This window comes from Bradyrhizobium sp. 142 (assembly GCF_023074015.1).
In the GTDB taxonomy this organism is placed as follows: Bacteria; Pseudomonadota; Alphaproteobacteria; order Rhizobiales; family Xanthobacteraceae; genus Bradyrhizobium.
The window spans coordinates 141,517-154,440 of the sequence record NZ_JADPKQ010000294.1 but is presented as its reverse complement, the minus strand read 5'-3'; the positions used below and the strand labels follow the sequence as shown (position 1 = coordinate 154,440).

The window sequence follows — 12,924 nt, the reverse complement described above, 5'->3', positions numbered from 1 at the left end:
GAGCGTCAGCCCCTCGCATAACGGGACCGCACATGTTGCCTTCGACGTTGCTTACCGCCTCGGCCTCTGCGAGTTTCTGTCTTTCGCGGCTCAATAGCCACCCCACAGCATCGTTGTGTACGCTTCGCTGCCGCCGTCGCCGACGACACCGCAACACTCACTACCGGGCGCCCGCTATGGCTTACCCGGACCGGACTTCCACCGGTTGGACCGCGCCAGCTTGCCTGGCGCACAAGCAATCCAGGATGCCTCTGCGGAAGGATTCTGGATTGCTTCGCTTCGCTCGCAATGACGATGTGGCGCGCGCCGGCGGACTCATCGCAATTCCTGCCGAACAGGAGATAGCCGGGACTACCCTCACGCCGGCTGCGGCGTCCTGATCTCGCGGGGCAGGATGAGCGCGGCTGCAATCGCCAGCAGGCAGAGTGCGGCGAAGGCGTGCAGCATGGTGACGAAGCCGCCCTGCTCGTAGAGCCAGGCAACCAGGCCGACGGAGGCGCCGGCAGCGGTGAAGCCGACGAAATAGCGTACGGCATAGGCGCGCGAGCGCCACTCTTCGGTGGTGTATTTGCCGACCATGGCGTCGTTGACCGTGACCTGTCCGAAGGCGCCCATGACGATGCCGATCGAAACCAGGATCAGCGGCAGGTTGGACAGGCTCGCGGCGAGATACAGGAACGGCGCCAGCATGAACGACAGCGGCAGCGCCACCGTCTTCAGCGAATAGCGGTCGAGCAGCCGGCCGATCGTGTACTGCGTCATCGCGCCGAACACGTAGACGCAGGCCGCGATGACGCCGAGCAGCGCCGGACTTTTGGTGAGGTCGGCGAGCCGCTCCGCGAACAGTTTTGGCAGTGCCACCGTCACCGCGTTGAAGGTCGTGGAGATCGCGATGACGACGATCAAGAGCGCCAGGATCACCCGCCACATGTCCTGCTTTGCCACCCGCGCTTGAGCCGCCGCCTGTTTGCTCCCTTTGCGGTCCTCATGCACGACCATCACTGCAAAAGCGATGGCGATCAGGATCGTGACCACGCCGGGGACGATGAAGGCGAAGCGCCAGCCGAGATACTGGCCGATCACGCCGGTGACCAGCGCAGACGAGGCGACGCCGAGATTGCCCCAGACGCCGTTCAGCCCCATCTCGCGGCCAAGCTTGTCGGCATAGGACACGATCATCGCGGTGCCGACGGGATGATAGATCGAGGCGAAGATGCCGATCGCAAACAGCGCCGCGCCGAGCTGCGACGGGGTCTGCGCCAAGCCGACCGAAATCATGGCCGCGCCAATGCCGACGAAGAAGATCAGCATCATGTGGCGGCGGCTCCAGCGGTCGCCGAGCCAACCGGTCAAAAGCGATCCCGCGCCGAAGGCGACGAAGCCCGGCGTCGCATAGGGCAGCAGCTCCGAATAGGCCATGCCGAGCGCCGGCCCCATGATGATCACGGCGGCGGCGAAGATCAGCATCGCGTAATGGTCGATGAAATGGCCTGCGTTGACAAAGCCGATCACCCGGCCGGGACTGTTCATACGGGGAATCCTCTCCTGCTCCGAAATCGGTTATAGGTCGGGCGCATGACGGGATGCTGCCAATGACTGTCGTCGAAACGCCAATCCGGGAGGTCCGGGGCAACCATCGCTCACCCGCGGGCGTGCACCTGGTCGCGCGCGACTATCCCAAGGGCTTACGGATCGATCCGCATCTGCATCGCGAGGCGCAGCTGGTCTATGCGGCCAAAGGCACCATGCAGGTGACGACGCCCAAAGGGCGCTGGCTGGTCCCGCCGGACCGCGCGGTCTGGATTCCGGCCGGGCTCGAGCATGCCATCGATCTGCTCGCCGACATCGAGATGCGCACGCTGTATTTCGACCTGCCCTGGCTGAAACGCGAACAACGCTATCAGGGCCTGACCACGGAGTTCGTGGTGCGGGTGTCGCCACTGCTACATCAGGCGATTCTCGCGCTGTTCGATGCCCGCAACACGGCCGAGCGCACCGAGCTGCTGGTCCGCCTGCTGATGCTGGAATTGCACCAGGCCGAGGATTCCGCGACCTTCGTACCGCTGCCGCGCGAACCGCGCTGCCGGCGTGCCGCGATGATCGTGCTCGACGATCCCACCGGCCTGCACGACATCGACACGCTGGCGCGGGACGTCGGTACCTCCGCACGCACGCTGTCGCGACTGTTCTCGAGCGAGATACAATTGAGCTTCAAGAGCTGGTGCCAGCGCGCTCGCATCGCGGCGGCGATCGAAAGACTGTCGACGGATGCCAACGTCTCGGTCAAGCAGCTCGCGGCCCAGCTCGGCTATGCCAGCGTGCCCGCCTTCTCAGCCGCGTTCCGTCAGGTGACGGGACGGACGCCGACGGAGTTTGCGGGGAAGGGGTAGCTGCTGCCTCACCCTCGGTGTCATCGCCCGCGAAGGCGGGCGATCCAGTATTCCAGAGACGGCGGAGGAGCCGCGGCGTACCGGATGCCCCGCCTTCGCGGGGCATGACGGCGTCGGATGACATGACGGCCTTCGCGGGGCATGACAGCTTTCTTGCGGCGCATGGCACAGCTGAAGATGCAGGCTTCCCCTGCTTGATTGTGATCGGCTTCCGCCTAAATCCTGTGTAAGCTTCCCGCACCGCACAAACCGGATTCGAAAAGCCCAGATGGCCAATGCCTTCTTCTCCGATCTGCTTGCCACGATCTCCGAGCGCGGTCGCACGCTGCTTCGGCGCGGCGATTCCGCGGATACCAAGCAGGATGCCGACGGCCTGATCGAGCTCTGCGGCGCGCTGCTCTCGGGCCGGGGCGAAGCCTCCGGCACCGCCATGGCGCGCGAGGTGCTCGACCTCTATCAGGATCTGGACGCGGCGGGGCGCCGTGCCTTCTTCGAGGCGCTGGTGCGCGATTTCGGACCGGATCGGGAACGTCTGGCAAAAGCGGTCGAGACGTGGCGCGCCGGGCCCAGCGACGACGACGCAAGTTCATTGCATTTCGCCTCCGAGCCGCGGCGGCAGGAGTTGATCCGCCGCCTCAACCGTGCGCCCGGCGGCACCGGCGATCTCGTCAAGATGCGCGCCGATCTGCTCGGAATGATGAATGGGCACACCGATCTCGCCGCGCTCGATCGCGACATGTCGCATCTGCTCTCTTCGTGGTTCAACAGGGGGTTTCTCGTGCTGCGCAGGATCGACTGGTCGACCCCGGCCAACATCCTCGAAAAAATCATCCGTTACGAAGCCGTGCACGAGATCAGCGATTGGGACGATCTGCGCCGCCGCATCGATCCGGTCGACCGCCGCTGCTACGCCTTCTTCCATCCCGCCATGGTCGACGAACCCCTGATCTTCGTCGAGGTGGCGCTCACGGAGACGATTCCCGGCGCGATCGCGCCGCTGCTCGCGGTCGACCGCCAGCCGGTCCCGATCGAGCGGGCGCGTACCGCCGTGTTCTATTCGATCTCCAACACCCAGCGCGGTCTCGGCGGCATCTCGTTCGGCAGCTTCCTGATCAAGCAGGTGGTGGAGGAATTGCGCCGCGAACTGCCGAAGCTCGACAATTTCGTGACGCTGTCGCCGGTGCCGGGCTTCATGCCGTGGATGAAGCAGGACAAGGACCTGCCGCTCTCGGACGAAGACCGCGAGCTGCTGAAGCGCCTGGACGAGCCGAAATGGTTCGAGGATGCGGATGCGACCGCGCAGCTGCGCGGCCTGGTTGAACCGCTCGCCGCCCATTATTTCCTGAAGGCACGCACGCCGAAGGGCCGGCTGATCGACTCGGTCGCCCGCTTCCATCTCGGCAACGGCGCCCGGCTCGAGCGCATCAACTGGCTCGGCGATCTCTCGCCCAAGGGCATGCGGGAGTCCGCGGGCGTCATGGTCAACTATCTCTACCGCCTCGACGACATCGAGAAGAACCACGAGGCTTACGCCAACGACGGCGAGGTCGTGGCCTCAAGCGCGGTAAAGAAGCTGCTGAAAGGCGAAGGGCGGCGGCGGCTGGATATGAGGTTGTCGTAGCTACCCGCTCTCGATCGTCGTCCCGGACAAGCGAAGCGCAGATCTGGGACCCATACCCACAGGAGGGTGTGGTTACGGGACTCGGAGTTACCGGCTCGCACAACGACTTCTCGCTGGGGTTATGGGTCCCGGATCGGAGCGCGCTTAAGTCGCGCTTGTCCGGGACGACACCGAACAATGGGCTCGACCTTCGCGCCCCCTATTCCGCCAGCGCCTTCATCTCCTTGTGGAGATCCGACTTGCCCTCGAAGCCGATGCCTGAAAGCTCCGGCATGGTGATGTGGCCGTTCTCGACGCGCACACCATCGGGGAAGCCGCCATAGGGCTGGAACAGGTCGGGATAGCTCTCGTTACCGCCCAAGCCGAGGCCGGCCGCGATGTTGAGCGACAGCTGGTGGCCGCCATGCGGGATGCAGCGGCTTGGCGACCAGCCATGAGTCTCCAGGACCTCCAGCGTGCGCTGATATTCGCACAGGCCATAGGACAGCGCGCAATCGAATTGCAGCCAGTCGCGGTCCGGGCGCATGCCGCCATAGCGGATCAGATTGCGGGCGTCCTGGTGGCTGAACAGGTTTCGGCGAGTGCAGCCTGGAGCGCATAGTCGAGGGGATCGCCGACCTCCTCGTACCAGAACAAAGGATAGTCGCGCAGCATCTTGGCATAGGCGATCCCGGTCTCCAGATCGAAGCGGCCGTTGGCGTCGACGGCGAGCTGCGCGTCCTTGCCGATCTCCTTCAGCACCGCCTCGATGCGGGTGCGGTCGTCCTCGATCGGCGCGCCGCCAATCTTCATCTTCACGACGTTGTAGCCGCGATCGAGATAGCTGCGCATCTCGCCGCGCAGCATCGAAAGGTCCTTGCCGGGATAGTAATAACCGCCGGCGGCGTAGACAAAGACGCGCGGATTGGCCGTGAGGCCGTGACGTTCGGCCAGCAGCCGAAATAGCGGCTTGCCCGCGATCTTCGCCACCGCATCCCACACCGCCATGTCGATGGTGCCGACCGCAACCGATCGCTCGCCATGGCCGCCCGGCTTCTCGTTGGCCATCATCGCGGCCCAGACCTTGTCGGGATCGAGATTGTCGCTCGCCCCGTTCAGCAGCGACTTCGGATCGGCTTCGAGGATGCGCGAAGCAAAGCGCTCGCGGATCAGGCCGCCCTGCCCGTAGCGGCCGTTGGAGTTGAAGCCGTAGCCGACGACGCGCTTGCCATCGCGGACGACGTCGGTGACGACGGCAACGAGGCTCGTCGTCATCTTGGTGAAGTCGATATAGGCGTTGCGGATCGGCGAGGAGATCGGCTTTGTGATCTCGCGGACATCGACGATGCGAACAGACATGGTTGTTCAGCTCTTTACTTTCGTCATTGCGAGCGAAGCGAAGCAATCCAGGCTGCTACCCGAGGAAAGATTCTGGATTGCTTCGTCGCAAGGGGCTCCTCGCAATGACGGGGTGATAGCGCGGGCTTACTTCTTATCCCGGAAATACGGCTCGACCGGGCCGTGCACCTTGATGGTCAGCGGGTTGCCGTGGCGGTCCTTGGCGTTGCCTGCGGTGACGCGGACCCAGCCTTCGCTGATGCAGTATTCCTCGACATTGGTCTTCTCGACGCCCTTGAAACGGATGCCGACGTCGCGCGCCAGGATCTCCGCGTTGTAATAGGGGCTGTTCGGATCGACCGACAGGCGGTCCGGAAATTCGTCGCTCATGATTGTCTCGCTCATAACAGGGTCTCGATTTGCTGCCGCAATCCTTCGGGCCGTGCTGTCGGCGCATAGCGCACGATCACCTTGCCGGCGCGGTCCACCAGGAATTTCGTGAAATTCCATTTGATGGAGGCGCCAAGCAGGCCGGATTGCTGGCGTTTCAGGTACTCATACAAAGGATGCGCATTGCTGCCGTTGACGTCGATCTTCTCGAACAGCGGAAAGGTGACGTCGTAGTTGGTCGAGCAGAACGCCTGGATCTCGCTGGCCTGCCCCGGCTCCTGCGCGCCGAACTGGTTGCAGGGAAAACCCAGCACCGAGAAACCGCGCGGATTGAGATCGCGGTGCAGATCCTCGAGCCCGCGATATTGCGGCGTGAAGCCGCATTTGCTCGCGGTGTTGACGATCAACAGCACCTGTCCCTCGAAGCGGCGCATCGGCACCTCATCGCCGGCAAGCGAGTTGGCCTTGAAGTCGTAGATGGTCGACATCATCAGTCCACGGGGTCGATTGGCGACGGCGGCACGCCGCCGGCCTCGATCGCTTCGCCTGCGAGCAGACAAAGGTCCTCGCGGTAGCGGCCGGAGACGATGTGCACGCCGACCGGAGCCTTGCCCACGAGGCCGGTCGAGACCATCAGGCCCGGCAGTCCCATGAAGGGAATCGCGATCTGCGGCAGTTGCGCCTCCCAAACGCGCCTGAAAGATTCGTCGTCCTTGAGGTCGAGCTGATCCGGGAACGGCAGCTCGCCGGATACCGGCGTCAGCACCACCGCGTATTGCTCGAAGAACAGCATCCAGTCCCGGGTCAGCGTGGCGCGGCGGGTCAGCGCCTTGGCGTAATTCGCCTGGTCGAGCGGCGTGACCTTGGCGCGATTGCCGCGCAGGCATGCCAGCGCGCCGGGATCGCCCTCGCGTTCGGCCATTTCCAACTGCGCCTCGTAGCCGTCGCCGAGCCAGAGCTTTGTCTGCCACTCGACCGCCTCGCGCATCGGCGGCGTGTTCTCGATCGCTTCGACGGTCCAGCCGGCGCGCTCCAGCCGCTTGCCGGCATCGATGACAGCCGCCTTCACCTCCGGCGTGGTCACTAGCCCGTCCGGATTGAGGCAGAGCGCGGCGCGCTTCGGCCGCGCCGGACCTTCGAGCGGCGCCGGCACAAACCAGGGATCGCGGACGTCGCGCGCCGCCATGGCGGCGAGCGAAATCCTGATGTCGTTGACGGTGCGCGCCAGCGGCCCCGACACCGCCATGATCTGCGGCCCGATCGGGCGCTCGGGCAGCGCGGCGTTGAAGGCCGGAATCCGGCCCAGGGTCGGGCGTAAGCCATGCACGCCGCAGGCATAAGCGGGGTAGCGGATCGAGCCGGCGATATCGGTGCCATGGGCAATATGGCCGATGCCGGCCGCGACCGCCGAACCGGCGCCACCAGACGAGCCGCCGGGGGTCAGCGAGCCATCGCGCGGGTTTTTGGTGTCGCCATGGACCAGATTGGTGGTGAACCAGCGATAGGAAAAGGCCGGGCAATTGGTGCGACCGAGCAGAACGGCGCCCGCCTTGCGGAAATTGGCGACCACCGGATTGTCGTCCCGGGCGATCAAGTCGCGCTGGAGCTTGAGGCCGTTGGTGGTGGCAAAGCCTTCCTGGTCGACATTGGCCTTGATGGTGACGGGCACGCCGGCCAACACGCCGGGATCCCCACCCCGGGCAATCGCCGCATCGACGGCGTCGGCCTGCTTGAGCACGTCCTCCGGGCGATGGTCGATCACCGCATTGAGCTTGGGGTTGACCGCATCGAGCCGGGCGAGGCCGGCCTTGGCGGCCTCCCTGGCGGACACCTTTTTGGACTTGACGAGGTCGGCGAGGTCGGCGGCCGACAGGCGCCAGAGATCTTGCATGGCTTGCTCCGTATGACCGGCGTCTTTTAGCGCCGGGACAGCGGCAAAGCCATGCGGATTTCGCAGGGGCGAAGGTGGGATGTCAGCGGGTGATTGGCTTGGTCGATCGAAGCCACGGGCTCCCTAACCTCTCCCGCTTGCGGGAGAGGTCGGCGCAAAGCGCCGGGTGAGGGCTCGCTCCTCTTGGGGTTCTCGCTCGTGGAAGCACCCTCTCCCCAGCCCTCCCCGCAGGCGGGGGAGGGAGCACACCTCGCACGCCGCTAATGCCTCGTCGCCGATTGATCCGGCATGTCCAGCAGCGCCTCGGTGAAGGGGAATTCCAGCACGATGTCGCCGGCGACGTCGGTGACCTCGATCACCGCCTCGAGCAGGGCCGGCTGGGTCCCCTCGGATTTCAGCACCTCCAGGATCATCTGGCGGGCAACCTCCCAGGCACGATCCGGATTGCGCAGATCCTCGCCTTCAGGATCTACGATCAATTCATCGCCGATGCGGGTGTTGAAGAAGTATTTGGGCATTACCGAGATCCAATTGGGCCGCCTGTACCGGATTGAAAGCTGCACTGCACTCACAACTGCTTTATCAGGGCAGGGTTCGCGACCGAATGCGCCGAACGCAAGACTGCCTCACCAAAAGCGGTGTTCCAAGTCCATATTTCGCGGCGCAACATGAGGCCTTTAGCCAAGATTTAACTGGCGAAGTTTTGCGCCGGCACTAGTTTAAGGCATGGGCGGATACGTCCGAATTCTGAAAATGGAGAGCCGAAATGGCCTGGAAAGCCCCCAAGATCGTCGAAGTGCCTTGCGGCATGGAAATCAACATGTATGTGAGCGCCACCCGCAAGTAAGCGGTTGGTGCATTTGCGTTCAGCGCAGGTGGATCGTTCGGTCGCCTTGTTTCGGGCAGGTGGGGTTCTTTCGGACACAATGCGTTTCCGAAAGACGGCATTTGTGTTGACCTGAGATCCACCTCGCAACGTTCCCTCCAGGAGACGGATCATGCTTCGCGTCGTCGTCCTGGGCGCCGCAGCCGGCGGCGGAGTTCCGCAATGGAATTGCGGATGCGAGGGCTGCCGGGCAGCCCGTGCCAACGGCCATGAGCTTGTGCGGACGCAAGCCTCGGTCGCCTTCAGCGGCGACGGCGAGCATTGGTTTTTGATCAACGCCTCGCCCGATCTGCGCCAGCAGCTGAATGCCGCGCCGCAACTGCATCCCAAGGCGGGCACGCTACGTCACACGCCGATCGCCGGCGTGATTCTGACCAATGGCGAGGTGGATGCGGTGGCGGGCCTGCTCTCGATGCGCGAGGGTTCGCCGTTCACCGTCTATGCCCATGAAAAGGTGCTGGCGATTCTGAAGGCCAACAGCATCTTCAACGTGCTGAACGAAAAGAACGTGCGGCGGCAGCCGATCGACATCAGCGAGCCATTCGAGCCGCGACTGCCCGACGGCGCGCGTTCGGGGATCGAGGTGCTGCCATTCGCCGTGCCCGGCAAGTCGGCCTGGTATCTCGAAGGCAAGGCGCATCCCGGCGGAGAGACTGGCGACGGCGATACCCTTGGATTGAAGATTACGGACAGGTCGGCCGGCAAGAGCTTTTATTTCCTCGCCGCATGTGCCGAGGTGACCGACGCGCTCAAGGCCGAGATCGACGGCGCGGCGCTGGTGTTCTTCGACGGCACGGTGTGGCAGGACGACGAGATGATCAAGATCGGGCTCGGCCACAAGACCGGCAAGAGCATGGGACATGTCGCGATGTCGGGCGAGGACGGCGCGATCGCGCGGCTTGCCGATCTTACTATCGACAGGAAGATGTTTCTGCATATCAATAACTCGAATCCGGCTCTCTTGCCCTCCTCGCCCGAGCGCAAGGCGGCCGAACAGGCGGGTTGGCAGATACCCGCCGACGGAACGGAGATCGTGCTGTGAATGCCGCGTCACTGACAGGAATGACCGCGCTCTCGATCGGCAAGGACATCCGGCTCAGCTCGGCCGAGGAACTCGAGGCGACGCTGCGCCACATCGGCGCTACGCGCTATCACAACCTGCATCCGTTCCATAAGCTGCTGCACGGCGGCAAGCTGAACAAGGGGCAGGTCCAGGCCTGGGCGCTGAACCGCTACTATTACCAGAGCACGATCCCGATCAAGGACGCGGTGGTGATCTCGCGCTTCCGCGACCGCGCCACGCGCGTGGAATGGCGCCACCGCATCGAGGACCATGATGGCGACGTCGGCAGCGAAGGCGGTATCGAGCGCTGGCTCAAGCTGACCGACGGCCTCGGGCTCGACACGGCCTACGTTGAATCGACTGAGGGCATCTTGCCGGCGACGCGCTTTGCTGTGGAGGCCTACGTGCACTATTGCCGCGAGAAAAGCCCGCTGGAGGCGATCGCCTCCTCGCTGACTGAACTGTTCGCGCCGAACCTGCACGAAGAGCGCATCTCCGGCATGCTGGAGCATTATGACTTCGTCAATCCGGACACCATGAGCTACTTCAAGCGCCGCCTGGCACAGGCGCCCCGCGATGCCGGCTTTGCACTCGACTATGTCAGGAAGCACGCGACGACACCGGAACAGCGCGCCGCCGTCTGCAACGCGCTGATCTTCAAGACCAACGTGCTGTGGGTGCAGCTCGACGCGCTCTACCACGCCTATGTCGAGGGGCACATTCCGCCGGGCGCGTTCGTGCCCAAGGCGAGCTGAGGAGCAATCGATGGCCGGGCCGCGTCACATCAGCGTCAGCGAGCCGAGCCGGCCGGTGCTGCCGCGGCATGCCAAGCTCAGATATGACGAGACGCGGCAAGTCTGGGTGATCCTGGCGCCGGAGCGGGTGCTGGCGCCGGACGAGATCGCGGTCGAGGTCTTGCAGCTCTGCAACGGCGAGCGCAGCGTCGGCGACATCTCCGACCAGCTGGCGGCGAAATACGCCGCGCCGCGCGAGGCGATCCTGACCGACGTGATCGCCATGCTCCAGGATCTCGCCGACAAGGGCTTTCTCACCGAAGCCCGGGAGAAGACGTCATGAGCGATTTGCTCGGTAATCCAACCATCCCGCCCGACGCCAGCGACAGCCTCGCAGTGTTGGAGAAGCAGCGCTCGACGGCGGAGACCTTCGGCATTCCGCTTGCGGTGTTGCTCGAGATCACTCATCGCTGCCCGCTGCAATGCCCATACTGCTCCAATCCGGTCGAGCTCGACCGCTCCGGCAAGGAGCTGACCACCGAGGAATGGAAGAAGGTGTTGAGCGAGCTTTCCGAGATCGGCGTGCTTCAGGTGCACTTCTCCGGCGGCGAGCCGACGGCGCGGAAAGACCTCGTCGAGCTGGTCAAGCATGCCAGCGACGTCGGCCTCTACACCAATCTGATCACTTCGGCCGTGCTGCTGACGCGCGAGAAACTGAGCGATCTTGCGGATGCCGGGCTCTGCCACGTGCAGATCAGCTTCCAGGGCACTGAACAAGGTCTTTCCGACCGCGTTGCCGGCTACAAGGGCGCGCACGGCAAGAAGCTCGAAGTCGCGAAATGGACGCGCGAGCTCGATCTGCCGCTCACCGTGAACGCAGTGATGCATCGCCAGAACCTGCACCAGCTTCCCGAGATCATCCAGATGGCGGTCGATCTCGACGCCGACCGGTTGGAGGTCGCCAACGTGCAATATTACGGCTGGGCGCTGAAGAACCGCGCCGCGCTGATGCCGACGGTGGCGCAGTTAGAGGAGTGCACCCGCATCGTCGAGGAGGCGCGCGAGCGGCTGAAGGGCACGCTCGCGATCGACTACGTGGTGCCGGATTATTACGCGCTGAGGCCGAAGAAGTGCATGGGCGGCTGGGGCCGGCAGTTCTTCAACATCTCGCCGGCAGGCAAGGTGCTGCCCTGCCATGCCGCCGAGAGCATCACCGGGCTCGAGTTCGAATCCGTGCGCTCCAACCATTCGATCGCCTGGATCTGGCAGAACTCGGACGCCTTCAACCGCTATCGCGGCACGGGGTGGATGAAGGAGCCGTGCAAATCTTGCGAATTCCGCGAGATCGATTTCGGCGGCTGCCGTTGCCAGGCTTTTGCGCTGACGGGCGATGCTGCCAACACCGATCCGGCCTGCGCCCTGTCGCCGCTGCACGAGACCATCTTCAAGCAGGCCGAGCGCGAGGCCGAAGGCGAGACCAACCGCTTCCTCTACCGCAATTTTGCCGGCGGCACTCTGGAATCCGAATGATGCCTGACGCCGACGCGGCCGCATCGGCCAAGCGTGCCGATCCCTTTGCGCCGCTGACCTCCGAGTTGCTCGACGTCGGCGACGGCCACGAGCTCTATGTCGAAAGCGTCGGCCGCGCCGACGGCATCCCGGCGATCTATCTGCATGGTGGACCCGGCAGCGGCTGTCAGCCCGACCATCGCCGGCTGTTTGATCCTGACCGCTTCTGCGCTGTGCTGTTCGACCAGCGCGGCTGCGGCCGCAGCCGGCCCAAGGGGTCGCGCGAGCACAACACGACGCAGCATTTGATCGCGGACATGGAGAAGATCCGCGACAAATTCGGCTTTGCACGCTGGATGGTGGTCGGCGGCTCCTGGGGCGCGACCTTGGCGCTGGCTTATGCAGAGGCCCATCCCGATCGTGTCTCCGGCATCGCACTGCGCGCGACCTTCCTGGGCACGCGGGCCGAGGTCGAGGCGGCCTTCGCTGCACGCCTGGCGCAGTTTTATCCCGCGCTTCACGCGGATTTCCTGACCTTGCTGCCACCCGAAGAACGCGAGCGACCGGTGCATGCCTATTGGCGCCGCATTCTCGACTCCGATCCGGCCGTGCATGGCCCGGCAGCGCGGGCCTGGCACGACACCGAGCGAGCATTGTCGGAACACAAGCCGGCGCGGACGCGCCTGGACCTGGCCTCGCTGAACGTATGGCGGACTTTGCCCGCAACGCCGTTCATGGAGGCGCACTATTTCGTCAATGACAGCTTCATGAGCGAACACCAGCTGCTGCGGAATGTGGGCCGGCTCGCCAGCATTCCCGGCATCATCATTCAGGGCCGCTATGATCTATTGTGCCCGCCTGAGACATCGCAGGCGCTCGCGCAGGTTTGGCCCGATTCCGAAATTCGCATCGTGGAAGAAGCCGGACATTCGCTCTATGATGCCGGCGTGCGGGACGCGGTCATGAAGTCGATTGCGGACCTTGCTTCGAAGACCGCGCGATAGAGATCTGTCTCCTACCGTCTTACACGCATCGCGAGATGCTGCACTGCCGCACGTCGCGCGCAGCCGTTAATGCTGTGCGCGCGCAGCTCCCATGAAAGCCGGTGATTTCCCAATTTTGC

13 protein-coding genes and 1 pseudogene are annotated in these 12,924 nt (G+C 64.3%); 8 read left to right on the top strand and 6 right to left on the bottom strand.

Features of this window, described 5'->3' with window-relative positions; translation table 11 throughout:
* Positions 1-357 precede the first annotated feature (357 nt).
* Positions 358-1,530 carry an MFS transporter gene (locus tag IVA82_RS26505; RefSeq protein ID WP_247389803.1) on the bottom strand — a complete coding sequence of 391 codons (1,173 nt, stop codon included), beginning with the start codon at positions 1,528-1,530 and terminating at the stop codon, positions 358-360.
* 62 nt (positions 1,531-1,592) lie between these two features.
* Here IVA82_RS26505 and IVA82_RS26500 point away from each other — a divergent pair, with 62 nt between their 5' ends.
* On the top strand, positions 1,593-2,390 hold the full coding sequence (locus IVA82_RS26500) for a helix-turn-helix transcriptional regulator (RefSeq protein ID WP_247389802.1): 798 nt from the start codon (positions 1,593-1,595) through the stop codon (positions 2,388-2,390).
* Positions 2,391-2,658: 268 nt separating this feature from the next.
* On the top strand, positions 2,659-4,011 hold the full coding sequence (locus IVA82_RS26495; RefSeq protein ID WP_247389801.1) for a malonyl-CoA decarboxylase: 1,353 nt from the start codon (positions 2,659-2,661) through the stop codon (positions 4,009-4,011).
* Between the two features lie 199 nt (positions 4,012-4,210).
* Here IVA82_RS26495 and IVA82_RS26490 read toward each other — a convergent pair.
* The 5 genes and pseudogenes from IVA82_RS26490 to IVA82_RS26470 form a co-directional block, all read right to left on the bottom strand.
* Positions 4,211-5,349: pseudogene (locus IVA82_RS26490) on the bottom strand (mandelate racemase/muconate lactonizing enzyme family protein).
* Positions 5,350-5,475: 126 nt separating this feature from the next.
* Complete coding sequence (locus tag IVA82_RS26485) at positions 5,476-5,733, bottom strand: DUF3297 family protein (RefSeq protein WP_247389800.1); 258 nt, start codon at positions 5,731-5,733, stop codon at positions 5,476-5,478.
* Positions 5,730-6,206 carry a glutathione peroxidase gene (locus IVA82_RS26480; protein WP_247389799.1) on the bottom strand — a complete coding sequence of 159 codons (477 nt, stop codon included), beginning with the start codon at positions 6,204-6,206 and terminating at the stop codon, positions 5,730-5,732. Before IVA82_RS26480 ends, IVA82_RS26485 begins: the two co-directional genes overlap by 4 nt.
* 2 nt (positions 6,207-6,208) lie before the next feature.
* A complete protein-coding gene (locus tag IVA82_RS26475) occupies positions 6,209-7,609 on the bottom strand; it encodes an amidase family protein (protein ID WP_247389798.1) in 1,401 nt (466 codons plus the stop codon).
* Positions 7,610-7,869: 260 nt separating this feature from the next.
* On the bottom strand, positions 7,870-8,127 hold the full coding sequence (locus IVA82_RS26470) for a hypothetical protein (protein ID WP_148743480.1): 258 nt from the start codon (positions 8,125-8,127) through the stop codon (positions 7,870-7,872).
* Positions 8,128-8,375: 248 nt separating this feature from the next.
* Between IVA82_RS26470 and pqqA the strand changes: the two genes are divergently transcribed.
* From pqqA to pip, 6 genes are all read left to right on the top strand, one after another.
* Positions 8,376-8,456: a pyrroloquinoline quinone precursor peptide PqqA gene (gene pqqA, locus IVA82_RS26465; RefSeq protein ID WP_007595659.1), complete on the top strand. Its 81-nt coding sequence runs from the start codon at positions 8,376-8,378 to the stop codon at positions 8,454-8,456.
* A 151-nt stretch (positions 8,457-8,607) separates the two neighbouring features.
* Positions 8,608-9,537: a pyrroloquinoline quinone biosynthesis protein PqqB gene (gene pqqB, locus IVA82_RS26460; protein WP_247389797.1), complete on the top strand. Its 930-nt coding sequence runs from the start codon at positions 8,608-8,610 to the stop codon at positions 9,535-9,537.
* Positions 9,534-10,313 carry a pyrroloquinoline-quinone synthase PqqC gene (gene pqqC / locus IVA82_RS26455; RefSeq protein ID WP_247389796.1) on the top strand — a complete coding sequence of 260 codons (780 nt, stop codon included), beginning with the start codon at positions 9,534-9,536 and terminating at the stop codon, positions 10,311-10,313. Before pqqB ends, pqqC begins: the two co-directional genes overlap by 4 nt.
* Before the next feature lie 10 nt (positions 10,314-10,323).
* A complete protein-coding gene (pqqD, locus tag IVA82_RS26450; protein WP_148743477.1) occupies positions 10,324-10,635 on the top strand; it encodes a pyrroloquinoline quinone biosynthesis peptide chaperone PqqD in 312 nt (103 codons plus the stop codon).
* Positions 10,632-11,822, top strand: coding sequence for a pyrroloquinoline quinone biosynthesis protein PqqE (pqqE, locus tag IVA82_RS26445; RefSeq protein ID WP_247389795.1), 1,191 nt, complete (start codon positions 10,632-10,634; stop codon positions 11,820-11,822). The genes pqqD and pqqE overlap by 4 nt, the downstream gene beginning before the upstream one ends.
* Entirely contained in the window at positions 11,819-12,805 is a 987-nt protein-coding gene (pip, locus tag IVA82_RS26440) for a prolyl aminopeptidase (protein WP_247389794.1), read from the top strand. Before pqqE ends, pip begins: the two co-directional genes overlap by 4 nt.
* Positions 12,806-12,924 lie beyond the last annotated feature (119 nt).